At 66.4% G+C, this 23,284-nt stretch carries 15 protein-coding genes and 10 pseudogenes; 14 read left to right on the forward strand and 11 right to left on the reverse strand.

Annotated elements, in window-relative coordinates; all coding sequences use genetic code 11:
- Nucleotides 1-15 precede the first annotated feature (15 nt).
- From OG435_RS50640 to OG435_RS01270, 4 genes and pseudogenes are all read left to right on the forward strand, one after another.
- Nucleotides 16-516, forward strand: a pseudogene (locus OG435_RS50640) (IS3 family transposase); the annotation flags it as partial.
- Nucleotides 517-625: 109 nt separating this feature from the next.
- On the forward strand, nucleotides 626-2,020 hold the full coding sequence (locus OG435_RS01260; protein ID WP_430625551.1) for an IS30 family transposase: 1,395 nt from the start codon (nucleotides 626-628) through the stop codon (nucleotides 2,018-2,020).
- 7 nt (nucleotides 2,021-2,027) lie between these two features.
- Nucleotides 2,028-2,327: pseudogene (locus tag OG435_RS01265) on the forward strand (transposase); the annotation flags it as partial.
- 407 nt (nucleotides 2,328-2,734) lie between these two features.
- A complete protein-coding gene (locus OG435_RS01270; RefSeq protein WP_266874835.1) occupies nucleotides 2,735-3,403 on the forward strand; it encodes a hypothetical protein in 669 nt (222 codons plus the stop codon).
- Between the two features lie 20 nt (nucleotides 3,404-3,423).
- Here OG435_RS01270 and OG435_RS01275 read toward each other — a convergent pair whose 3' ends face one another.
- The gene (locus tag OG435_RS01275) at nucleotides 3,424-3,885 is read right to left on the reverse strand and encodes a hypothetical protein (RefSeq protein ID WP_266874836.1); all 462 of its coding nucleotides are present in this window, start codon (nucleotides 3,883-3,885) and stop codon (nucleotides 3,424-3,426) included.
- 254 nt (nucleotides 3,886-4,139) lie between these two features.
- On the reverse strand, nucleotides 4,140-4,370 hold the full coding sequence (locus OG435_RS01280; RefSeq protein WP_266874837.1) for a hypothetical protein: 231 nt from the start codon (nucleotides 4,368-4,370) through the stop codon (nucleotides 4,140-4,142).
- 1,032 nt (nucleotides 4,371-5,402) lie between these two features.
- On the opposite strand from OG435_RS01280, the pseudogene OG435_RS50645 reads away from it, so the two are divergent.
- The 3 genes and pseudogenes from OG435_RS50645 to OG435_RS01295 all read left to right on the forward strand — a co-directional run.
- Nucleotides 5,403-5,558: pseudogene (locus OG435_RS50645) on the forward strand (DUF6192 family protein); the annotation flags it as partial.
- Between the two features lie 67 nt (nucleotides 5,559-5,625).
- Nucleotides 5,626-5,880: a hypothetical protein gene (locus tag OG435_RS01290; protein ID WP_266874838.1), complete on the forward strand. Its 255-nt coding sequence runs from the start codon at nucleotides 5,626-5,628 to the stop codon at nucleotides 5,878-5,880.
- Nucleotides 5,881-6,687: 807 nt separating this feature from the next.
- Nucleotides 6,688-7,292: pseudogene (locus OG435_RS01295) on the forward strand (IS5 family transposase); the annotation flags it as partial.
- 255 nt (nucleotides 7,293-7,547) lie between these two features.
- Here the strand turns inward: OG435_RS01295 and OG435_RS01300 are convergent.
- Both OG435_RS01300 and OG435_RS01305 read right to left on the reverse strand, forming a co-directional pair.
- A pseudogene (locus OG435_RS01300) lies at nucleotides 7,548-8,149 on the reverse strand (hypothetical protein).
- Nucleotides 8,150-8,230: 81 nt separating this feature from the next.
- Nucleotides 8,231-8,440 (reverse strand): annotated as a pseudogene (locus OG435_RS01305) (IS256 family transposase); the annotation flags it as partial.
- A gap of 94 nt (nucleotides 8,441-8,534) precedes the next feature.
- Between OG435_RS01305 and OG435_RS01310 the strand changes: the two are divergent.
- A protein-coding gene (locus OG435_RS01310; protein WP_266874839.1) for an IS5 family transposase occupies nucleotides 8,535-9,343 on the forward strand; the annotation gives its coding sequence in 2 pieces (ribosomal slippage) (nucleotides 8,535-8,874 and nucleotides 8,874-9,343; 810 coding nt in all).
- 21 nt (nucleotides 9,344-9,364) lie between these two features.
- On the opposite strand, the gene OG435_RS01315 is transcribed toward OG435_RS01310, so the two are convergent.
- The 6 genes and pseudogenes from OG435_RS01315 to gnd form a co-directional block, all read right to left on the reverse strand.
- A protein-coding gene (locus OG435_RS01315; protein WP_266874840.1) for an IS5 family transposase occupies nucleotides 9,365-10,181 on the reverse strand; the annotation gives its coding sequence in 2 pieces (ribosomal slippage) (nucleotides 9,365-9,839 and nucleotides 9,838-10,181; 819 coding nt in all).
- A 164-nt stretch (nucleotides 10,182-10,345) separates the two neighbouring features.
- Nucleotides 10,346-11,107: a DUF4239 domain-containing protein gene (locus OG435_RS01320; RefSeq protein ID WP_266874841.1), complete on the reverse strand. Its 762-nt coding sequence runs from the start codon at nucleotides 11,105-11,107 to the stop codon at nucleotides 10,346-10,348.
- A 177-nt stretch (nucleotides 11,108-11,284) separates the two neighbouring features.
- Entirely contained in the window at nucleotides 11,285-11,773 is a 489-nt protein-coding gene (locus tag OG435_RS01325) for a hypothetical protein (RefSeq protein ID WP_266874842.1), read from the reverse strand.
- Nucleotides 11,774-12,352: 579 nt separating this feature from the next.
- A pseudogene (locus OG435_RS01330) lies at nucleotides 12,353-12,627 on the reverse strand (IS6 family transposase); the annotation flags it as partial.
- 480 nt (nucleotides 12,628-13,107) lie between these two features.
- Entirely contained in the window at nucleotides 13,108-14,580 is a 1,473-nt protein-coding gene (gene zwf, locus OG435_RS01340) for a glucose-6-phosphate dehydrogenase (protein WP_266874843.1), read from the reverse strand.
- Nucleotides 14,577-15,587: a phosphogluconate dehydrogenase (NAD(+)-dependent, decarboxylating) gene (gene gnd / locus OG435_RS01345; RefSeq protein ID WP_430625553.1), complete on the reverse strand. Its 1,011-nt coding sequence runs from the start codon at nucleotides 15,585-15,587 to the stop codon at nucleotides 14,577-14,579. The genes zwf and gnd overlap by 4 nt, the downstream gene beginning before the upstream one ends.
- Before the next feature lie 179 nt (nucleotides 15,588-15,766).
- Here gnd and OG435_RS01350 point away from each other — a divergent pair.
- Nucleotides 15,767-15,970, forward strand: a pseudogene (locus OG435_RS01350) (transposase); the annotation flags it as partial.
- A gap of 317 nt (nucleotides 15,971-16,287) precedes the next feature.
- On the opposite strand, the gene OG435_RS01355 reads toward OG435_RS01350, so the two are convergent.
- The gene (locus tag OG435_RS01355) at nucleotides 16,288-17,478 is read right to left on the reverse strand and encodes an IS110 family transposase (protein ID WP_266874844.1); all 1,191 of its coding nucleotides are present in this window, start codon (nucleotides 17,476-17,478) and stop codon (nucleotides 16,288-16,290) included.
- A gap of 190 nt (nucleotides 17,479-17,668) precedes the next feature.
- Here OG435_RS01355 and OG435_RS01360 point away from each other — a divergent pair, with 190 nt between their 5' ends.
- From OG435_RS01360 to OG435_RS01380, 5 genes and pseudogenes are all read left to right on the forward strand, one after another.
- Nucleotides 17,669-18,010 (forward strand): transposase, encoded by a 342-nt coding sequence (locus OG435_RS01360; RefSeq protein ID WP_266881492.1) that lies wholly within the window; start codon nucleotides 17,669-17,671, stop codon nucleotides 18,008-18,010.
- A gap of 66 nt (nucleotides 18,011-18,076) precedes the next feature.
- Nucleotides 18,077-19,774: an ISAzo13 family transposase gene (locus tag OG435_RS01365; protein WP_430625543.1), complete on the forward strand. Its 1,698-nt coding sequence runs from the start codon at nucleotides 18,077-18,079 to the stop codon at nucleotides 19,772-19,774.
- A gap of 55 nt (nucleotides 19,775-19,829) precedes the next feature.
- Nucleotides 19,830-20,084: pseudogene (locus tag OG435_RS01370) on the forward strand (IS3 family transposase); the annotation flags it as partial.
- A 187-nt stretch (nucleotides 20,085-20,271) separates the two neighbouring features.
- Nucleotides 20,272-20,844, forward strand: a pseudogene (locus OG435_RS01375) (IS256 family transposase); the annotation flags it as partial.
- A gap of 398 nt (nucleotides 20,845-21,242) precedes the next feature.
- Nucleotides 21,243-23,228 carry a bifunctional metallophosphatase/5'-nucleotidase gene (locus OG435_RS01380; RefSeq protein WP_266874845.1) on the forward strand — a complete coding sequence of 662 codons (1,986 nt, stop codon included), beginning with the start codon at nucleotides 21,243-21,245 and terminating at the stop codon, nucleotides 23,226-23,228.
- Nucleotides 23,229-23,284: the final 56 nt, after the last annotated feature.

Raw genomic sequence — 23,284 nt, forward strand, 5'->3', positions numbered from 1 at the left:
CAGCGCCGCTACGGCGTGAAGCGGCTCTGCAGCATCCTTGGTGTCAGCCGCTCGAGCTTCTACTACTGGCGCCGGACAGCCACGGGCCGGGCCGCCCGGCAGGCAGCCGACGCGAGGCTCACCGTCCGGATACGGGCCGTGCACAAGGAATCGGACGGCACTTACGGAGCCCCGAGGATCACCGCCGAGCTCCGCGAGACGAGCGGAGAAGCGGTGAACCACAAGCGGGTCGCCAGACTCATGCGGGCGTCCGGGATCGAAGGAGTCCGGTTGCGCCGCCGGCACCGCACCACCGTCCCCGACCCGACCGCGGCCAAGGCGCCGGACCTGATCGGCCGCGACTTCACCGCCGAAATCCCGAACACGAAGTACGTCGGCGACATCACCTACCTGCCCATCGACGGCGGGAAGTTCTGCTACCTGGCGACCGTCATCGACCCCGCCTCGAGCCGGTTGGCCGGCTGGGCGATCGCCGGCCACATGCGCGCGGACCTCGTCACCGACGCCCTGGCCGCAGCGATCCGCACGCGCGGCAGCCTTGCCGGATCGATCATGCACACCGACCACGGAGCCCAGGGCGGATTCAACTGGTCGTCGCAACACCTCGTGATCGTGGAGGTGTGGGGTGGTTCGTCGTCAGCAGGCAGCGGACAGGGCGGTGCGTCCGAAGTTGAGGTCTCCGGGGCATCCGAAGTACCAGCGTCATGTCGAGGCGGCGTTCTGGACGGAGATCGCCAAGGGCCTTCTTGCCGAGGAGGCCGCGGCCGTCGTCGGCGTGGCGCCGGCGGTCGCGACGCGCTGGTACCGCCAGTGTGGCGGCATGCGACCGTTCGATCCGAAGCCGCCTTCGGGCAGATACCTGTCGTTTCGCGAGCGGGAAGAAATCGCGCTTCTCAAAGCCCAGGGCAAAGGAGTGCGCGAGATCGCTCGAGATGTCGGTCGTGATCCTGGAACGAGTTCCCGGGAACTGAGGCGCAACGCGGCCACGAGAGCCGGCAGGCGTGACTATCGGGCGTCCGTTGCCCAGTGGAAAGCCGACATGGCTGCACGCCGCCCGAAAGCGGCAAAGCTCGTTGCCAACCCGCGGTTGCACGCCTACGTCCAGGAGCGACTGTCCGGTCAGATCAGCACGCCATGCGGCAGGGCTATCGCAGGTCCTGCAACAGGCAACTGGACGGGACGGAACAAGCCGCATCGCGCGGATCGGGCATGGGTCCAGGCTTGGAGTCCGGAGCAGATCGCGAACCGGATCAAGCTGGAATTCCCGGATGATGAGTCCATGCGCATCAGCCACGAGGCGATCTACCAGGCCCTCTACATTCAGGGCCGCGGAGCGCTGAAACGCGAGCTCATTCTGTGTCTTCGAACCGGTCGCGCTCTGCGTGCGCCGCGGGCGCGTTCACGCCGGAAGACCTGGGCGCACGTGACGCCGGAAGCGTTAATCAGCGAGAGGCCCGCCGAGGTCGAGGACCGTGCTGTTCCCGGCCACTGGGAAGGGGACCTGATCATCGGGCTGGAGCGTTCCGCGATCGGCACCGTAGTCGAGCGGTCGACCCGGTTCACGATGCTGGTCCACCTGCCCCGCGAGGAAGGGTTCGGGACAATCCCCCGAACGAAGAACGGCCCCGCCCTGGCCGGTTACGGAGCGATCTCCATGAAGAACGCACTCGCCAACACGATGTCGACGCTGCCCGAGCAGCTGAGGCGCTCTGTGACATGGGACCGCGGCAAAGAGATGTCGGCACACACGCAGTTCCGCATCGAGACCGGTATCCCTGTGTTCTTCGCCGATCCACACAGCCCATGGCAGCGAGGCACAAACGAGAACACGAACGGGCTCCTGCGTCAGTACTTCCCGAAAGGCACCGACCTTTCACGCTGGTCCGCCGAGGACATCGAAGCTGTCGCCCACGCACTGAACACCAGACCACGCAAGACACTCGGCTGGAAGACCCCAGCCGAGGCACTCAACGAGCAAGTACTGTTGCTCCAACAGGCCTGTGTTGCAACGACCGGTTGAGTCCAAGCAGTACACGAGCAGGGCATTCGCCGAAGCCTGCAGGTCAGCAGGGGTCCGGCGAAGCATGAGCGCGGTCGGGTCCAGCGCGGACAACGCACTCGCCGAGTCCTTCAACGCGACCTTCAAACGCGAAACCCTGCAGGGACGAAAGAGCTGGCCAGACGAGTGCGAAGCCCGACTCGACGCCTTCCGATGGCTGACCCGATACAACACCCGACGCCGACACTCCCGCCTCGGACAACGATCACCGATCGCCTTCGAAAACGCCCTCCACCTCACACCAACTACGCTGACACCAGCCGCATAACCCGTGTTCAGGATTCGGGGTCAAGGCCCCATCGACCGCGAGCGAACGCAGACGCTCAGCGGTCACGTCCGGACTCCTTGCCTCAAGGACGCGGCGGTATCCACTAAGACGTTCGACCTGGGTTCGCACAACTCGTCCTCTCACGGGCCTGATGATGCCACGGGCCATCGGCCGCAAACGCAAGGGATCACCGATCCGGAGATCGAACGCCGATATGACGCTCCGCCCGACCGCTCCCCAAGATATGTGCCAGAACCAAGACCTGAGAGCGTTTGTTGACGAGCTTGGAGAACGGTTGCCGGCGGGCGGGCTGGGTAATGTCGCCGAGAACCGAGAGCACCGTGTCGTTTCGGGGGCGCGTTTCGGGGGCGTTTGGGGGTGTCAGTGGCTTCCGTTTGTATTGCTCTGTGACCGTCTATGAAGTGATCGCGCAGCTGCCTGCTCCCGAGATCGTCCGTGCCCGCTCGCAGGCAATGGCCATGTTGGATGCCGTCCTGAGCCCGGGGTGGGAATTCCGGTACTACTCGTATGACAGGCAGTGGGCGCCGTCTGAGAAGCTGGCCTCGATGAAGGACGGAAGCGGCAACAACCACGTCATCGTCTTCTCCGAGCCCGGGGTCTACGCCCAGGCCACCTCCCACGAGTCACCGATCAACGCCTACCGGGTGTCGCCCCCGGCGCCATGGCCCGGTCTGTTCGACTCGCTGCCGCAGACCTTGCGGCCCTTCGCCCAGGAGGTCGCCTTCCTCGATCCCCACGGTGTTCAGCGGGCCACCGTGTGCTTGTGGCGCGAGGTCACGGACTCCGAGTGGAAGTGCGGCGACGTTCAGGTGCCGAGCGAGGACGAGGAAGACGCGGACGGTGCTGAGTGGCTGTTCGGTCTCCTGTTGGAAGGTGGCGCCGAGGCCTATCTGGAGTTCGCCGCGGACTACTACGAGGTGGCACCGGACTTGGATGCAGTCCAGCACATCTATGACCTCAAGCCGCTGACGCAGGAAGTCGTCTCGACTCTGAACCCCGCGGTTCGGCTTGAGGACCTTGCCGACGACATCAACCAGATCGGCTATCCGGGGTAGCGGTGACTGTCGCGCGCTGGTCAGCCGGCTGCTTGCTGTTCGGCGCGGGTAGTGGCGAGACGGCAGGAGCCGGTGCCGGTCTCGATGATGTTGCCGCCGAAGGGAACAGATAGCAGCGGGTGGGCACCCCGGCCAGCACGATGTGCACGTCCCCAAAGTCCACCGCGGCCTCCGCGCCCGGGGATGTGCGACTGCGGGATGAACACCGACTCCTGCCCCCGGCCGGCGAGCAGCAGGACCTGCAAGAAGCCGTCGATGATCCGCTTGTAAGGGTCCAGCCGGGTCGTCCGGGGACGGTGTTTCTTGCGCGGTTCTGGCCACTGAGAATCCAGAGATCTGCGAACCGTCCACCAGGTCACGCCGTACTTGTGCTCCAGCGCACGCATCGAAATGCCGCCCGGACGGTGGTCGCGACGGATCGCCGCGTACAGCCCGACCTTCGACTTCGGCATGCGCATGGAGACCCCCAGCAGGAGAAGCACACCCAGAGTCCCACCACAAGACTTCAACTGCCGTCAAAACAAAGCAACATCAACAGGCTCGGTCAGGACTGCCTTCCGCACCGTCAACAAACGCCTCCCCCAATCATCGACATAGCCACAGGCGCGACCGGCACCTGATGGCTGCAGGCCGGTACCGCTTCGAGATGACGATGCGCTTCACCCTCCGACACCACATCACCAGCAGTACCAGCCTGACCGCCGCGGCCTGAATCGCAGCCCCATCCGGGCCTGACCTACTGGGCGCAGACCGCCACCGCTTCGAAGGTCGCCTGCGTGTCCGAAGGCCCGACCGTCACCGTCCAACCGTTCTGCATCGGGTCCAGGTGCGATGCCCGAACCGTTGAGTTGCCCTGAAAGAACCGATGGCCGCCGCCGGTCACCTTGGTTCCGGAAGGGCAGAGTGCGGTGACCGTGGTGTCGCCTTCGGTGTTCGTGACGGTCTGGAGACTGGGGACCCTCTGCACGGAGGCGGGTCCTGCCGGTCCGGGTGGACCCTGCGGACCGGGGAGACCTTGCGGGCCCTGAGGCCCCGACACTCCGGGCAGGCCCTGCGCTCCCGGAGGGCCGGGCACACCCTGGGGCCCCGCCGGACCGGCGGGCCCCGGAGGACCCGCAGTCCCGCAGCCCTTGTCACCCGGCTCAAGCGCGGGGCGGTACTGGCCCGGAGCACAGTACGTGTTCGCCGCCGTGGCCGGACCGTCCGTAAACGGAGCCGCCGCGGCGGGCACGGCCGCGGCGAGTACCAGAGCTGCCGAGAACAGGGCCCCGGCTGCCCGCCACGGCGTCGGACCCGAGGGGCGTGGTGAGGTGAAGTCCGGTGAACGAAGCATGCGCAAAGACCTCCCATGGTCAAGGGTGGGGGTGAGCCCCACCCCGATGGATGCCTCGCGAAGGTCGCTGCGTCCCCCGATGGCCAGGAGACGCCCCCGAAGGAGCAACAGCTCGCCCTGTTCGGCCTACGCCCGCGCCGCAGGCCGGCCTGACACCCGGCGGCGGGCTCACGGCGTAGTACGTGTTGCGATCCCCTGATTTGGCTGCTCGGACGGCCTAGTGGTGAGCGTTGGTGCCGGGGGTGTGATGAGGCTCTGACGCCGTGGGCCGGTCCGGGTGCGGTGTTGCGCCCTTCTGCTTGTCGTTCCAGGTCATGGCGTCGTCAGCAGAAGCGGCTCGCGGCGGTACGAGACGGGGGCCGGCATGGTGGAGTGCACCGTCTGTGGGTCCGGGTGGATCGCCGGGTTGGACCGGCGGTCGAATGCCTTGTACTGCTCGGAGCGGTGCAAGGTGAGGGCCTGGCGAGCCGGAACGAATCGTTCGGCGAACGGTCACGGTAACCGGCAGGGCGAACGCCCATCCGGTCACGCTATCTCCAATTCCGTTCATCTACACGAGGTTTGTTGCGATCAGAGATTTTCCGGTCTGACGCTGTGAGGGCGGCGGACCGCGTCCCGTCAGGGTCTTGAGAGCCGTGCCCGGTCCGCTCGGGGTGGTGAAATCCAATGCCCGAGAATCACAACGAGGTCGGAAGCGTCAGCCAACAGCGATACGAGCAGATCGTCGCTGAGCTGCGTGAAGTGGTCGAGCAATAGTCCCGGGGATCGTTCGTCATCAGGGACCGAGCTCTGGAGATCGAGCCGATGCGTGAGATCGGCGGACGGACTGCGGGCCCCGCTCCAAGGAAGTGGCACCGTCCCGCTGTACGCGTACCGCAGGAATGACGGGGTGACGCGCCTGAGCAACAACGCGAACCTCCCCCTGGGATCGGCCTGGAGCCGCGCGACCCTCGCCGGCTACGTCCCCATCACACCGACCACCGGAACCACCCCACTCCACGAATTCGTCCGGGCCGGCCAAAAACCCGCCATCGTCGACATCATCTACACCAGCACCCAGAACGAAATCGACACCCTCCAGGGCCGCGGGTACACAGCGAACGGCGTCATCGCCAACGTGTACACCGCTCCCATCGAGCTGTAACCCCGCACCAGACACGGGCGGGCCCGGTTCGCCAGCCCCCGGCGGCACGGCCTCGGGAGGTCAGACGCCGCGCCCAGACGCACAGCGCGTTCGTGGCGGCCACGGACCAGTGGCCGGCCGAACTGGCAACCAGCTCCCGCCCGCCCGCCTTTGCCGGCCAGCCGGCATACGAGTGCCCTCCGGCGGGCCCTCTGCCTCCAGGCCCTCACCTGCGCCCAGGACGCCCCGGCGCCGAGCCCCTCCAGCTGCTCGAACACGCCGCGCGGGCGTTGGGCCCGACTTCGGTGGCCGGCGCAAGCGCTGGCAGCGCACCCGGCTCGTCTTCGACGTACTCGCCCGCAGCTTCGGCGACGAGCCCGTACCCCTGGAGGGACATTTCACCGTCCTGTTCAAGTACGTTGAGGGCGATATCTACGGGAATCGGTTCGGAGGCTCCGTGAACGGTCCAGGTATAGCCCGCCGCAGTCTCCTCAAGACCGCCGCGGCTACAGGCATCGGAGCGGGGATCGGCGCGTTGACCGCCCCGACCGCATCCGCGTCGGCAGCGACTCCCCTGGTGCGCCACGAGTTCACCGACCGCGCGGAAGCCTTCGCCCAATGGGGACGACGCGACGAATGCATCCGTGCCCTCCTCCAGGCCGAGTATTGGGCCCCCAAGAGACCCACGCCCGCCCCGCCGTGAAAAGCCTCATCTCCGGCCTTCTCATTTCGGGGCGCACCACACCCGAACTCCGAGGCATCGCCGCCCGTACCGGCGTCCTGCACAGCTAGGGCGTGCCTCTTGGTGGGTTGGCCAGTTGATCGGACATGTCTGTCCGATTAGTGATTACTGATGCGATGTGGGCTCGGATCGAGCCGCTGATACCGGCCGATCTGGTCCGGGGGCGGCGGTGGGCTGACCACCGCCGCACTCTTGAGGCCATCACGTGGAAGTACCGCACCTGCTCGCCTTGGCGAGACCTGCCGGACGAACTGGGCTCGTTCCAGACAGCTCACAAGCGGCTTACCAGGTGGGCCGTCGACGGCACCTGGGAACGGATCTTCACCGCCGTTCTGACGACGGCCGACGCTGGCAACGACATCGGCTGGACCGTCTCGGTGGACTCCACCGTCTGCCGGGCCCACCAGCCTGCCTCCGGGGCCAGGAAAGGGGGCGCCCGGCCGGTCGGAACCAGACCATCATGGACTCGGACGCTCCCGCGGCCCTGAGTACGAAAGTTCATCTGGTCGGCGACAGCCGTGCCCGGCCATTGGGCTTCCACGTCACCGCAGGTCAGGCTGGTGATGCGCCAGCCTTCGAGGCCATCATGGCAAGGCTCCGGGTCCCGCGGAGCGGCATCGGGAGACCCGGAACCCGACCGGTCGCTCTTCTTGCAGATCGCGCCTATTCGTCCCGCGCCATTCGCGGACATACTCCGGTCGCTGATGATCGCTGCACGAGCCCCGTCCCCCACCGCACCAACATGATCAGGGATCAAGCCACGGCGTCGCACCGCCAACCATGCACGAGCTCGTTAGACCAGCGGGAGCGCGAGGCCCGCCGGCCGCAGTGGAACACTGCATCGAGGACGCGACTCGGCACCGTCATCGGCGGGAGCACCATCGCGTAGGTACGCTCCGCCCCGCGCAGGCTCGGCGAGGGACGCAGCTCCGCCAGATCTGATCGGTCAGTCGCAGTCGGCCTCGTCATCGCGGAGTCGGCGGGCATGGTCGCCGAACCAGAGTTGCGCCCACGCCCACAAAGCGTTCGTCGCATTCGCGTCCAGGCCGTAGGCGGTGAACTCTGCGTCGTCGATCCAGTCGGCGCCGGCCAGGCGGCTCTGGAGGTCCTCGGGGCTGAACCGGCCTCTTGCGTGGCGGCGGCCGAACTCTTCGAGACCAGTAGTGGTCCACCTCGGGAAGCGGCGTACACGTCGAGGAAGTCGCGGGCAGCGCCTCGGTCAGCGAGGGGCCGCCAGAACACTTCCTTCAGGACGTCGACCTCGCACACGTCGGCGGTGAGCGGGTCGGTGACCTGGAAACGAGCAGCCAGCGGCGCGATCTCAACGTCGGCAACCCGCCAGCCGCGTTCCGTGGGCCCGTCACGCACGGCCTGGGCAATCCCTTCCATGGGCGTCGCGGACTCGGTGGCAACGTCCAGGTCCTGGCTGACCCGCTCCAAGAGCCGATGAGCCTGCACGGCGTAGCCGCCAGTCAGCGCGAGAGGGAAGGGGGAGCCGAGCGCGAGCACGTCGGCGAGGAGCCGTGCGTGCAGGTCGGGCATCTTCACGCCGCGGCCCGCTCCTGGAGCTCGGGGAACGGGCTGCCGCTCTCACTCGGCATCTCGGGCGCGAACATGCACGACAGCCTCGGTCTTGTACCGCTTGCAGCTCCTCGAGTTGCCGCCGTTCCTGCCCGCCGGATCGTGCCGGTTACAGCCGAGATGGTCCGTCATCTCGCCCTCCAGAGCGGACTCCAGCAGCGGCTTCGTCAGCTGCTGGAGCAGCGCGCCTTCGCCCGTCAGCTGCATGCCCTCGGCCGGGGCCCGGGCCACGAGCGCATTCAGAAACCGGTCATCCACGCCCGCCGCCGCGGCCTCCGCCTAACTGATCGTTTCAGAATGAGATTGGTTGCGGGGCTTGGCAGTTGGGTGTGGTGTCGGCAGGATTTGGTGTGTGTCTGCTGATCTCGTGCCTGATGACCTGTGGGAACGTGTGGCCCCATTGTTGCCGGAGCGGCCGGCCAGGCGGTTTCGGTATCCCGGGCGGCTGCCGGTAGACGATCGTGCGGCGTTGAGGGCCATCGTTTACGTGCTGTGCAAGGGCGTGAGCTGGCGGGACGTTCCCGCTGAGCGGTTCGGCTGCAGTGGTGTGACGGCCTGGCGCCGGCTTCGGGACTGGACCGAGGCAGGCGTGTGGCCCCGCCTCCACGAAGTCCTCCTGGCCGAGCTGCGGGCCGCCGGGCTGCTGGACATGGATGACGCCGCGATCGACGCCTCGCACGTCAGAGCCCTCAAAGGGGGGCTCACACCGGACCTTCGCCAGTCGACCGCGCCCGCCCGGGGAGCAAGCACCACCTCATCGTCGACCGGCACGGAACCCCACTCGTCGTCTCCCTGACCAGCGGAAACCGTCACGACGTCACCCAGCTCATGCCTCTGCTCAACGCGATACCCCGCATCCGCGGGCTTCGAGGACGGCCACGTCACCGACCCCGCCGACTCTTCGCCGACCGCGGCTACGACTTCGACAAGTACCGGCGCCTGATCCGGGCCCGCGGGATCACCCCCAGGATCGCCCGCCGCGGCACACTTCACGGCTCCGGCCTGGGCAAGACCCGCTGGGTCGTCGAGCGCACCTTCGCCTGGCTCCACCAGTTCAAACGCCTTCGAATCCGCTACGAGATACGAGCCGACCTCCACCTCGGACTCCTCCAACTCGCCTGCAGCATCATCTGCTTACGGCGACTCCGAACCTCATTCTGAAACGATCAGTAAGGCCGTGTCCTATGTGGTGAGGCGGACGAGCCGTTTGTAGCAGCAGATGGCTGCGGCGAGGCCCAGAAAGGCCAGGTAGTTGCGGGGGTGGCGTTCGTAGCGGTGGTTGAGGCGGCGGTAGCCGGTCAGCCACGACATGGTCCGCTCGATCACCCACCGGCGCCGGCCGAGTCGTTCCGATGACTCGACGCCCTTGCGTGCGATACGGACCCCGATCCGTTTCCCGCGTAACCATTTTCGCAGGTGGGGAATGTCGTAGGCCTTGTCGGCGTGGAGGCGCCGGGGCTTGAAGTAGCGGCCACGATGGGGGTCGTGTCTCGTTTGGTGGCCCGTGATCACGGGCTTGAGCGCGAGGCTGTCGTGGGTGTTGGCGGCGCTGATGCCGACGAGGAGGGGCAGTCCGTTCGCATCCGACAGGACGTGCATCTTGGAGCCCGGCTTGCCCCGGTCCACGGGGCTCGGACCTGTGAGTTCGCCCCCTTTTAGCGCGGACGTGGGCGGAGTCCAGGACTGCGCGGGAGAGGTCGAGGAGGCCGGCGTCGTCGAGGCGGTGCAGGATCTCCTCGTGTAGCCGGCCCCACACTCCAGCCCTCGACCAGACCAGGAACCTGCGGTGGGCGGTCGACTTCGATATCCCGAAGCACGGCGGCAGCGACCGCCAAGCGCATCCGCTGACCAGCACGTAGATGATCGCTGCGAACAGCGTCTCATCAGGCGTATCCGCAGTTCCGCCACCCTGCGCCCGCACCTTCGAGGGCGGGATCAGCGGCTCCGCGATATCCCACAGCCCGTCCGGAACAATCCAACTCCAAGTACCCCGCCCCATGCAAAGCTCAACGACGCCTCACCACATAGGACACGGTCTAAGACGGCGTGACTATGTTCTCGCTGGTCACAGGTGCAATCCTCCATGATCGGCGACGGTTGAGCGCTGAACGGGTCTAGTGCAGCTTTGGCTGACAGTGCCTCATCAGTCAGGATGGAAAGGGCTCATTGTCGGGTGTCGGACGCCATCAAGGTCCGCAGCAGGAGTTGAAAATCCTCCGAGGAAACGCTGAATGCCCCACGGAATGGGTTGTCCATCGCCACGACGAGCGCCAGGACGAGGCTGCTGAGCACCGCGTATGCCACTGTGATGAACAGATGCGCCTTGACGCTCTCGACGGGGAGGAACCAGACGAGGGCGATGCTGATCAGGATGCCAACGGTCAGAACGGCCCACAATAGGTCGGGGAGGCGGTCGGTCACCGCATCGAGCCTGTCGCGCCGGGCGTCGGCAAAATTGTTGAACTGTGCAATCGCAGCTTCAGTGAGGGCTCGGTCGCCTTCGGCGGGCTTGTAGGCCAACAGGGTGTTCTGGAACTCTGTTGTCCGGGCCACTCCCTCTCGCGGAACGACCCCTCTCTGCTGCTCAGGCCAGGCCTCGTCCACGGCGTAGTGCGTGTAGTCCTTGAGCTCCTGCTGGAGAGTAGAGCGGGTCGGCTCCGAGAAACCGGAGACGTCCCGGTAGAGGACACTCAGAGTCGTCGCTTCGCGGGAAACAGTCCGCTGTGTCTCGCTGTAGCTCTCGTACGCCGCGACTGCGAGCAGTGCGAGCAGCAGACTGTAGAAGATCGTTGCCAGGTGGAGCGTGAGGGTGAGGACCTCAGCCCAGTGTCGCTCCTCACCGAAGAGCCGCTGCGCCATTGCCCTGCCGGCCCAGAGGCCGGCCGCTCCGAAGGCAGCGAACGCACCGACGAAGATGATGGGCATCAGCCAGATCGGTAGATCGTAGACCCACCCCACTTGTGATGGCGAAAGCGGCTGACCAGCCCTACTGGTACCGACAAGCCGCATGACGCAGGCCCCAGGACCCCACGGCGCAAGACAATGCGATGGTGAGCGCCCCGAACTTTCCGGACTGGGGCCCTGTTAGGGCCGGGTAACGGGTCAGCAGGTGATGTTGAGCGTGTAGATGCCTCCGGTGGGGGCTCCGTTTTCGACGTGTACCTCGCCGCGGGCGTTGGCGTACTTGTCGGTGCCGCCGGTGATGGCGTTCTTGGTGTCGGAGGGGGGCTGGTTGTTGGGGAAGGTCTGCATCGAGGAGAAGGCGATCTGTCCTTCTTCGAGCTGGAAGATGCCGCCGCCGACGGTGGTCTTGTCGTTCGGGTCCTGCTTGATCTTCGTGAAGGTCATGCCGAGGGTGCCGGCGGGCTTGCCGTTCTCGAGGAGGTCGGCGGTGATGACGCTGAGGTCGCCGATGCCCACTCCCGGCGTTCCGTTGTCGACGAGGGTGAACGTCCCGTTAACCGTGGTCAGGTGAAGCGTCTCGGAGCATCCCTTGTGGGGGGACGTGCCGGTGGGCGCGGCCGCGGCGGTGCCGGTCAGGAGCAGGATGCCGGCCGTCGCGGCCGTCATCGCGGTCGAGGAGATGCGCATGTCGTTGCTGCCTTTCGTGCGGAGGGCGGCTCCGTGCTCGGCGTGGGAGGCAGGTTTCGCCCTTCATGCCCAGCCGCGTCGGGTGCCGGTGTGGAAACGGCACGGTTTCACCCCGGCCCGGCTTCTGTCGTGGCGCCTCGCCTCTGGTGGGGCTGCTGTCACCCGATCGGCAGGACGTCGCGGTGAAACGCGACAGAACAGCGCCCCAAGGCTTATCCCTGGCCATTCAGCGGAATTGGCCGGGTTGACGTCCTGACCGCAGAAAGGGGCGCTGTTGACTTCTGTCCCTCCGGTACTACTCAGGTTGAACTCGTAGTCACCTGGGGGTGTCCGTTTCTTGGAGTTTCCCCGTGATCCTGGGCCCTCGACGTCTACGCCGCGAGGGCGTGCTGATGCCGCTGCCTGGTCCCGGCCGGGCGTTGTCACCTTGTCAGTTCCAGGATCGCTTGATGGTGCGTCAGGGTGTGCGAGGTCCGGTGGGGGCTGTGGTTCAGGCCGTGGCGGGAGGCCGGTGCTGCCGGTGGTGTGGTTCCAGGTGGTGAAGCGGAGGCTCATTTCGAAGCGGTGGCGGCCTGCGGTCATGTACTTCTGCACTCCGTTGATCTTGATGAAGACCTCGTCCAAGTGCCACTTGTCGCCAGACTGCGGGCGCCGCCGGCGCAGCGCGTTCGCTTAGGCCTGGCCGAACTTCAGACACCAGCGGCCGTCTCGTACGAGACGATCACGCCCCGCTCCAGCATCAGCTCCTCGACCTCACGGAAGCCGAGCGGAAAGCGGAAGTACAACTACACACAGTGCGAGATCACCTCGACCGGATACCGATGATTCGCGTACGACGGCGACACGGACGACACGACAGACCCCCACGGACAACCCGAAGACCATCCCACCCCCACCCCGACCCATCGCCGCGCCTGCTTGTCCGGCGTCCTGTTCGGAAGCCCTGCGTGAGGATGCCGCGTGGGGTCACGTCCGCAGTCTGGTTGCCGAGATCGAGTCGCTCACCGATCCGCGTGGAGCCGACGGAGGGCACTACCGGCTCTCTGCCCTGCCGGCCTGGTGGCCTGCGCGATGACACCTGCGGTCCGGGACTCAATAGCCGCGGCAGCGCAGTGGTGCCGGCCGACGAGCCCCAGCAGATCCGGCGGCTGAACGACCCCTCAAACTGACGACCCCTGCGAACCGGCACCGCGTACCGCCCGCCGACGGCCTGTACTCCAGATGGTGGATCTGACGTCATTTCGAAGCGGTGGCGGCTGGTGCCGGCACGCGGGCGGAGCCGGACCCGCGCTCACTCGCTGCTCCTGACTCCCTGGACGGCGCCTTGGTCTGCGTCAAGAACCGTCGATTCGGTGTTCGGGCAGGTGCCACCGGTGCGGCGTCGCCAGCTCCCCGATGCTGTCTGGTCCCCAGCTGCCGGGGGCGTAGAAGTGGACGGGCGGGGGCTCCTCCAGCAGGGGGGCCGACACCTCCCACAGGCGTTCGATGCCGTCCGAGCGGGTGAAGAAGGACTGGTTGCCGAGCATGGCCTCCAGGAGGAGGTGCTCGTAGCCTTCCAGGGAGTTCTCCGAGGCGAAGGACGTGCCGTACTGGAAGGACATGCCCGCCTGAACCAGCCGCATCGTGGAACCCGGCTCCTTCACGAGAAGGCGGGCCGTGAGCGAACCGGGGTCGGCGAAGTCGATGACCAGCATGTTGCCCCGCCCCTCCCCTGCGTCCAGCGCATCGAGCGGGAACATCTGCAGGACCGGCACGCGTAGGCCGATCGTGACCCGGTGCCGGCTTTCAGCGAGTGCCTTGCCCGTGCGGAGCTGAAAGGGCACACCGGCCCAGCGCCAGTTTTCGATGCTGACCCGCAGGGCCACGAAGGTCTCGGTGTCCGAAGCGGGATCGACGCCACGCTCGGCCCGGTAGCCCTGGTACTGGCCCCGGATGACCTGTGCCGGGTCGAGTGGCCGCATGCTGCGGAAGACCTTCGCCTGCTCGTCTCGCAGCGACTGCGCGTCCAGCACGACCGGAGGCTCCATGGCAACGAACCCGAGGAGCTGGAAGAGGTGGGTGACGACCATGTCCCTGAAGGTTCCGGTGCCTTCGAAGAACTGCGCCCGGCCCTGGATGTCGATCTCTTCGGGCACGTCGATCTGCACATGGCTGATGTGCTCGCGGTTCCAGACCGGCTCGAAGAACCCGTTGGCGAACCGCAGGGCGAGAATGTTGTCCACCGCCTCCTTGCCGAGGAAGTGGTCGATGCGGAACACCCGGGACTCGTCGAAGACGGCATGGATGGTCGCGTTGAGCGCACGCGCGGACTCGAGGTCGCTCCCGAAGGGCTTTTCGACGATGACCCGCGCATCGCGGGCGAGACCGGTGGCGCCCAGTAGCTCGATGACGGAGGCGAACGCGACCGGCGGGACAGCCAGATGGAACAGCCGCCGCGGCGTGCCGCCCACGGCACGTTCGGCTGCGCGTACCGCCTCCACGAGCGGCTCGGTTGCTCCCGGATCCGCCGCGCCGAAGGACAAAGCGGACTCGAACTGCTGCCACGCGGCACCGGTGGGCTGCGCGCGCCCGAACTCCACCACCGCCTGTCTTGCGTGCGCGATAAATTGCTCGTCGGTTAGTGCGGAGGCCGCGGGCGTGGTGCCGACGATACGGAAGTGCTCGGGCATCAGGCCCGCCCTGGTGAGGTGGAACAGCCCCGGCAGCAGCTTGCGCCGGGCAAGGTCCCCGGTGGCGCCGACGAGCACCAGGACGTGGTCGTCGGGGCGCGGGGCAGCTGCGGACCAGGTGGTTCCTGGCGTGCTCATTGCTCCGTCCCCGGCTTCTCGTCGTGCCCGCCGAACTCGCTGCGCATCGCGGACAAGACCTTCGCCGCGAATTCGCCGAGGCCCCTCGACGCGTACCGTTCGTACAGGGAGGCGCTGATCACCGGGGACGGCACGCTCTCCTCGATGGCCGCGAGTACCGTCCAGCGGCCTTCTCCGGAATCGGATACGCGGCCCGCGAAGTCGTCGAGCCCCGGGGAACGTGCCAGTGCGTCGGCGGTCAGGTCGACCAGCCAGGAGCCCACGACCGAGCCACGGCGCCACACCTCGGCGACCTCTGCCACGTCGATCTCGTACATGTAGGCCTCGGGGTCTGACAGCGGGGCCGTTTCGGCATCGGTCCTGCGCGTCCGCAGACCGGCGTCGGCGTGTTTGATGATGCTGAGCCCTTCCGCGAGGGCGGCCATCATCCCGTACTCGATGCCGTTGTGGACCATCTTGACGAAGTGGCCTGCGCCGCTGGGCCCGCAATGGAGGTAGCCCTGCTGCGCGGTCCCGTCAGCGCGCGTACGGCCCGGGGTCGGCTCGGCGCTGCTAGCCCCCGGTGCGATGGTGCGGAAGAGCGGATCGAGCCTTCGGACAGCCGCGGCTTCGCCGCCGATCATGAGGCAGTAGCCCCGTTCGAGGCCCCAAACCCCTCCAGAGGTACCACAATCGACGTAGTGGATTCCGCGCCGGGTGAGGTCCCGGGCGCGGCTGATGTCGTCCCGGTAGTAGGAGTTGCCGCCGTCGATCACGGTGTCGTCCGCCTCGAGCAGGCCGACGAGCCGGTCCAGTGTCGGCTGCACCACCCCGGCCGGAACCATCAGCCATACCGTGCGCGGCGGCTCCAGGCGCTGAACGAGCTCGTCGAGAGAGTAGGCGGCTGTCGCCCCCTCGCTCTCCAGCCTCCGCACGGCGTCGGGCGTGACGTCGTTGACCACGCATCGGTGTCCGTCACGCATGAGCCGGCGTACGAGGTTGGCACCCATGCGTCCGAGTCCGACCATGCCTAGCTGCATCGGAGCTTCAGAAACCATCATCGTCTCCCTCGCCCGGCCGCCTTCGGCAGCGCTCAGTCCCCCAGTCCACTGTGCAGGTTCCACGCCGGTGTGGCACGCGGGGACTCGTCCGCCGACCGTAGGGCCCGCTGTGACGCGGGGCTGGCGCCGATGCGGCGGGGCGGAGCGCGGCAACCGGGGTCCCCGCGGTCACGACGGGCAAAGATGCCGCGAAACGGGTGCCCGGCCGCAAGCGGGGACTGTCCGTGGACGTCCTTGGCCTGGTCATCGCCGTCATTGTGGTGGCCGCGAGTGTCCACGACAGCGCCGCCGGTGTCGCTCTGCTCGACCAGGTCGCCGTCGCGGCGGGCGGCTCGGTCAGCAAGGCCCTGTGCACTGTTGACGTGACAACGCCCGCCGACCTCGCCCTGCACCCCGTCCTCATGCGTTCTCTCGCACCGGATGTCGCTGTCGACCGGGCCCCGGGTCGCACCGCCCCCGTGATCAGCCTCGCCGGCCACCGCCGCAAGGGTGCCCGCCTGCAAGCCCTCTGACCGGCCCCACGAGGAATTTCAGGCCGAAGGCATGGACACCCTGGCGGGTGCAGGCCAGGGGGACCTTGACCCCGGATTTTGGACACCGGAGACACTTAGATCTTGATGTTCCAGGAGAACCGAGTTCCTGTGGGGATGATTCCTAATACCGTTTGTCAAGCCTCCAGGCCAACGGGCGGCACGGGTTCGTAGCGCCGTTCATCCCTCAGTAGAGCCCAGAGGACGTTGACGCGGCGGCGGGCGAGCGCGAGGACGGCCTGGGTGTGGCGCTTGCCCTCGGCGCGTTTGCGATCGTAGAACTGGCGGGACTCCTCGCTGTGCTGAATGCTGAGTAGGGCGGAGTAGTAGAAGACGCGTTGAAGTCGGCGGTTGTATCGCTGGGGCCGACGCAAGTTACCGCTGATCTTCCGTGAGTCCCGCGGAGCCGGGGCAACACCGCCGAAGCCGGCGAGCCGGTCGGGAGTACCGAAGACGCTCATGTCGCCACCGGTGGCGGCCACGAATTCGGCGCCGAGGGTGACGCCCACTCCGGGCATGCTGGTGATCATGTCGAAGTGTCGGTGGTCGCGAAAACGGGCCTCGATGAGCTTGTCGAGCTCGGCGATGCGCTGGTTGAAGGTCATCACGTCCTTCGCCAGCGTCTGGACCATTTGAGCGGTCAGCTTCTCCCCGGGCAGGCTGGCGTGCTGACGTTCGGCGGCCTGGAAGGCGGCCTCGGCAAGCTGGTCGGGGTTGCGGACGCTGCGGTTGCGGAGCCAGGTGGTCAGGCGCCCGGCGCCGAGCCGCCGGATGCCTCCGGCGGTTTGGTAGCCGGTCAACAGGGTCAAAGGACCGGTGTGGGTGAGGTCCATGGCCCGCTCCAGGCCAGGGAAGATGCCAGTCAGCTGACCTCGGAGCCGGTTGACGGTGCGGGTGCGATCGGCGACCAGGTCCAAACGCCGACCGGTGAGGATCTTGAGATCGGTGGCAGTCGCATCGCCAAGCCGTAAGTGCTGAAGATCCCGCCGGACACGGACCTGGTCAGCGATGACGGCTGCATCTTTGGCGTCGGCCTTGCCTTCACCCCGGTAGCCCTCCGACGCACGGTTGATGGCACGCCCGGAGAGGTAGAGCACCGCTTGCTCGTGGTTGAGGAGGATCGTGATGGCCAGGGCAGCTCCGCCGTCGGCCAGGTCGATGCCCCAGGTCACTTCGTCGCCCAGTTCCAGGACGTCTGCGAGGAGAGCTAGCAGTTCGGGTTCGTCGTTGGCGACGCGTCGGGACAACAGCTGACGGCCGCTCTCGTCGATCGCGACGCAGTGGTGATGAGTCTTTCCCGCGTCGATGCCGGCCCAGATCGCGGCCATGTGGTGCCTCCGTACGGTTGGGTGCTGGTACCTCCCGACGGACGACCTCGCTGTCGATTCCCTACGGTGCGATCATTCGCAATTCCTAATTGGCAGCCGAGTCGTCGTGGGGCGACGGGCGGCCAATCATCCATAGCCATCGAAGGCAAAGCATTACAAGCCACGCCCGTCGCCCCTGGGTGGGAGAACCATACGAAGGGCTCGCCCTGTCCCGCAGAACAACGTAGGGAAGCATTACCCGGCCGAGTTCAAGGCGGACGCGGTCGCGTTGTACCGCTCGAGGCCGGGAGCGACGATCAAGTCCGTCGCCGATGATCTCGGGGTGAACACCGAGATGCTGAGGAACTGGATCCGGGCCGCCGACGGCCGCCGACCTGGCGCCCACTCCGCACCGCCAGCCACCTCGCAGGCCGTCGGCGACGCCGTTCAGGCGGAGCTGGCCGCCGCCCGCAAGAGGATCCGTGAGCTCGAGGAAGAACGGGACATTCTACGCAAGGCGGCCCGGTATTTCGCGACGGAGACGCGCTGGTGAGGAGCCGTAAGGGAACTATTGCTTGATCTGGGCAAGTTACCTGGTTTCGTATGATAGTTGCCTTGTATGGCGATTACGGATGAAGTCCTTGTGATGTTGGATGTGAAGTTCGCGGCGGTGTTACCGCATCTGGATGAGCGGCAGCGCCGTCTGTATCTGGCTTCCGAGGCCGAGGCGCTGGGCCATGGGGGAACCGGGGCCGTGGCCAGGCTGGCGGAGGTCTCTGAGTCGACCATCGCGCGGGGGCGTGAAGAACTGGCGGGTGGAGCGAAGGCGCTGGGACGGGTGCGCCGACCCGGCGGCGGACGGAAGTCTGCGGCCGAGCGTGACCCTGGGCTGGTGGCGGCTCTCGAGTTGCTGATCGAGCCGCGGGTGGTAGGTGATCCGGTATCGCCGTTGCGCTGGACCACTGCCTCGCTTCGGGATCTGTCACGGGAGCTCGGTGATGCGGGACATCCGGTCAGCGCCCCGGTGGTCGGCGGGCTGCTGCGGGCAAGGGGCTTCAGTCTGCAGGGCATGGCCAAGACCCGGGCCGGCAGCCAGGTGCCCGACCGGGACGCGCAGTTCCGGCACATCAACACCGCCGCCGAACGCTTCCCGGAGGAAGGGCTGCCGGTGGTGAGCGTGGATGCGAAGCAGAAGGAACCGATTGGTGACTTCGCCCGGCCCGGCCGCACCTACCGCCCCAAAGGCGAGCCGATCAGCGCCCCCGACCACGATTTCATCCGACCCGATACCCCGCTCGCCATCCCGTACGGCATTTACGATCTGGGGCGCGACAGCGGCTGGGTGAACGTGGGAACCGACCGGAACACCGCTGCCTTCGCGGTGGAATCCCTGCGCCGCTGGTGGAAGGCCCAGGGGCGCAGGGACTATCCCGCAGCGGACCGTCTGCTGGTGACCGCGGACTCCGGCGGGGCCAACTCAGCCGACTCCCGCCTGTTCAAGATGGGCCTGGCCGGCCTCGCTGATGAGTCCGGCCTGGCCATCACCGTAATGCACTTTCCACCGGGTACTTCAAAATGGAACAAAGTCGAACACCGGTTGTTCTCCCGGATCACCCACAGCCTGCGCGGGCAACCTCTGACCAGCTACGAAGTGCTGCTGGAGACCATCTCGGCCACCCGCACCCGCACCAGCGCCGGCCTGACCGTCACGGCTGCACTCGACGAGAACGCTTACCCCACCGGCCGTGTCCTCTCCCGGGCCGAACGCAAGAGCGTCGACCGGCGCGTCAGACGAGACGACTTCCACGGCGAATGGAACTACACCATCGCCCCACGAGCCCCTGACCAGATTCTTTCAGAAGGCCCATACGACGAGTCGGGACCGCCGATCCCGGCCGAGGCCACCTTTCTCCTCGCCCATCCCGTTCTGACTGGCCTGACACGCGAAGAATTTGACGAGCTCCTCCTCAGGCTCGAACCGTGCCGCCAAGTCCTTGCCGAAGCCCAACGCCAAAGAGAGGGGCGAGATCGGCGAGGTCGTAATCCCGGCTTCGGCATCCTCGACCACCTCCACCGCATCCTGGTCGCCCTGCTCAGAAGCCGCAACACCGTGACCCTGACCTTGATGGGCAAGATCCTCGGCTACGACCGCAACACCTTGAGCTACCACGCCAAGACAAGCAGGCCACTGCTGGCCTTCGCCGGAAACGATCTCACTCCCACCCTCACCTCACGAACGCACCCGCCACGAACGCTTGAAGCTCTGAAGCACGTGATCGAACACCACGACAACAACATCAACTCAGGCAGTAGTTGAATTACGGCTCCTGAACCGCTGCCAGCTCGTTGAGGACCACCAGCACCGACACGACGTGAAGCGGCTCTGCACCATCCTCGGCCTGGCCCGCTCAAGCTTCTCCTACTGGCGCCGCACCGCATCTGCGAGAGCGGCCCGGCAGAGCGTCGAAGCCGGGATCGCTGCCCGGATACGCAAGGTCCACCAGGACTCCGACGGCACCTACGGAGCCCCCAGGATCACCGCCGAACTCCGCGACGAGTGCGGCCCGGCGGTCAACCACAAGCGCGTCGCCAGGATCATGCGGGCCATCGGGCTCGAGGGGGTGCGTCTGCGCCGCCGGCACCGCACCACCGTCGCGGACCAGACCGCGGCGAAGGCACCGGATGTGCTCGGACATGACTTCACCGCATCCGAGGAGAACATGACGTACGTAGGCGTCATCACCTATCTGCCGGTCAGTGGCGCGAAGCCGCCCTATCTCGCGACCGTCATCGACCTCACCTCGCGCCGGCTGGCAGTTGAAGAACCGCGGCGTCGAGGACGTCTTGGATGCTGGTCTGCGACGGGCTGAAGGGCCTGGCCGACGCGGTCGGCGAGGTCTGGCCCCAGACCGTCGTCCAGACCTGGGTCGTTCACTTGCGGCGGGCCTCGTTCCGCCATACCGGCCGCCAGGACTGGGACAAGATCGCCAAAGCCTTGAAGCCGGTCTATACCGCTCCGACCGAGGACGCGGCCACCAGCAGGTTCCTCGAGTTCTGCGAGGAATGGGGACAGAAGTACCCGGCGATCGTCCGGTTATGGGAGAACGCCTGGCCGGAGTTCGTCCCGTTCCTGCAGTTCGACGCCGAGATCCGCCGGATCGTCTGCACGACCAACGCGATCGAGTCCGTCAACGCCAGGATCCGCCGCGCGGTCCGTGCCCGCGGCCACTTCCCTTCGGAGAACGCGGCCCTGAAGGGTGTCTACCTCGTGGTGATGTCCCTGGACCCGACCGGCGCCGGCCGCAATCGCTGGACCACCCTCTGGAAGTGGGCCCTCCAAGCCTTCGACATCGCTTCGACGGACGCCTCACCAACAACCGCATCTGACCCACGAGCCAACCACGGTTACACCGTTTACTGGACAGACCCACAGTCCCGCCGAGCTGGCCGGCCGGTCTCATGCGAGCACACACGGGACTGACCCGTTCCCCACGAGGACTACCGACTGCGTCTCCGGGAGATCTTGGCACTCCGGTCTTGTCCCGGTACGTTTCTTCGGCCTTCTGCCCGTCGGGCGAATCCGAGCACCCAGATTGTCGCTACTTTCTTCCCGTGTCTCGCATTCTCCCAGCTGGAGCAAAGAGGATCGCGTATCCCGTTGCTTCCTTGGGATGGCCCCTGATTGCTCGGAGGGCCAGTGTGTGAGGAGGCCGTCCGAGGGAACGTGAGTAGGCCACACCTGACGAAGCCCGTTGGGTGATGTCCGGCACGAGATAGTCGGCTTCATGACTTCACTGGAAGCGGTCAAGCCCTGGAACGACGTCCGTGCCGGTCGGCGTTCCTTCCTCACGGCCATGGGTGCCGTCGGTGCCAGCATCGCGACTGGCGTCCCTGCGTACGCGTCGGACGACGCCCGGGACGTCACTAAGGCCGACGGCTACGTGGATGTCCAATTGGTGAACATCACGGATCTGCACGGCTACCTGGCCGCGGCGCCGGGCAGCAACGCCACCATCCACGGCAACGGCGGCCAGACTTACACGGTCGGCGGAGTCGCCTACATGGCTGCACATCTGAAGGAGCTCAGGGACGGCAGGACGAACTCCATTTTCTTCAGTCCCGGCGACAACTTCTCAGGGTGGGAGTTCGATACGGCGGTCTTCGCTGACGAGCCGACCATCGAGGCGCTCAACCTGATGGGGCTCGATTTCTCCACAGCAGGCAACCACGAGTTCGACAAGTCCCCCGCCATGATCACGAGGCACATGGAACAGGGCATCCCCTTTCCCGTGGTGGGTCAGGACACGTCGTTCATCGACTCGACGGGTCACCGGTTCCGTGGGGCGGACTTCCTTTACTACACGGGGAACGTGGAGTGGCGTAGGGATGGTGCCGACGTGCTCCCGGCATACAACATCCGGCACGTCACCGGGCCCGGGGGAAAGAAGATCCCCATCGCCTTCATCCACTTGACAGCCATCGGCACGGAGGTCAGTAGCACCGCCTACTTGCCCGCGGTGAAGACGCGTGACGAGATCAGGACCGTCAACCGCTTGGCCGCGATGCTCAAGAAGCGTGGAATCAACGCGATCGTGCTCAGCATGCACGATGGGGCGGTCGCAGGCGCTGATTTCAACGCCGGACGGAATCCCTCAGGACCTGCCTACGAGCTCGCCCTGCACGCCTCGCCTGACATTGACGTTATCGTCACCGGCCACTGGCACACCCGGTTCAACATGATGCTGCCCGACCCCAACGGGGTCCCCAGGCCCTTTGTGGAGGCCGGATGCTACGGCCAGCTCATCAACGAGATCAACCTCAAGCTGGATCCGCGGACCGGGAAGGTGGTGCGAGAGCTGACGGTGTCCACGAACCACCCGAATACGCGTACCGGCATCGCGCCAGACCCTGAGATGCAGCAGGTCGTGTCCTACTGGAACGTACAGGCGACCGCACGGGCTAATTCGACGATCGGCAGGCAAAGCGGCTCGTTCCTCCGCGCGCGGAACGCTGCCGGGGAAAGCACCATGGGGGACCTTGTCGCTGACTGGGCCCTGTGGGCCGGCAGTCAGCCCACGGACAAGAACTTCAACGGCAACCGTTACCCGAACGTGCCGGCGCAGCTGGCGATGGTGGCCATCGCCCCCACGATCGGGCAGACAGTCATCGCCGGAGACCTCGTCTACAACGCAGCCACGAACGGCGCCGTCCAGTTCGTGCATGCCTGGCGGGGTGTGGGCTTTGGCGACCCGGTCGTCAGCGTCTGGGTCACCGGACAGCAGATCCACGACGCCCTGGAACAACAGTGGACGACGAAGGAGGGCGGAGGCATGCAGTACGCCCCGTTCGCCGTGTCCAAGAATGTACGCTACAGCTTCAACTCGGTTGCTGGGGTGGGGTATCGGGTCGACCCCTACGACGTCTACATCGATGGCAAGCGCCTCGGCCTGAAGAAGCGCTACCGGCTCGCCACGCTGGCCTACACTCTGCTTGGGGCGGATGGGTATCCCGCTCTGACCGAGTTCGAGGAACCGTTCACCCACCAGCGGGACTTCGAAAGCTTCGTGAATTTCGTCAGGCAGGCGGGGACTCTCGTTCCGGCGCCGGCCAACCGTGTGTCGGTGATGTCGTCCGGGGAACTGGAATCTGAGCTCGGGGAGATCGTAGATCCGGTGGAGCCTATCCTCTCCGACGGGACGCCCATGCCGCGGCCAGAGGCAGCAATCGTGACTGCGGCAAGGCCTGACGACCAGCCATATCCGCCCTGCTGACGGGCCGACTGGCGCTAAGAGGCTTCTGGTTCATGTAGTTCGTAGGTGGTTGTGGT

The sequence above is a fragment of the Streptomyces sp. NBC_01264 genome (assembly GCF_026340675.1).
GTDB lineage: Bacteria > Actinomycetota > Actinomycetes > Streptomycetales > Streptomycetaceae > Streptomyces.

Coding starts and splice junctions, on each gene's coding strand:
- gnd (WP_430625553.1), bottom strand. CDS start 15,587: ATGGTCGGACTCGGACGCATGGGTGCCAACCTCGTACGCCGGCTCATG.
- OG435_RS01365 (WP_430625543.1), top strand. CDS start 18,077: ATGGCGATTACGGATGAAGTCCTTGTGATGTTGGATGTGAAGTTCGCG.
- OG435_RS01320 (WP_266874841.1), bottom strand. CDS start 11,107: ATGCCCATCATCTTCGTCGGTGCGTTCGCTGCCTTCGGAGCGGCCGGC.
- OG435_RS01380 (WP_266874845.1), top strand. CDS start 21,243: ATGACTTCACTGGAAGCGGTCAAGCCCTGGAACGACGTCCGTGCCGGT.
- OG435_RS01355 (WP_266874844.1), bottom strand. CDS start 17,478: ATGGCCGCGATCTGGGCCGGCATCGACGCGGGAAAGACTCATCACCAC.
- OG435_RS01325 (WP_266874842.1), bottom strand. CDS start 11,773: ATGCGCATCTCCTCGACCGCGATGACGGCCGCGACGGCCGGCATCCTG.
- zwf (WP_266874843.1), bottom strand. CDS start 14,580: ATGAGCACGCCAGGAACCACCTGGTCCGCAGCTGCCCCGCGCCCCGAC.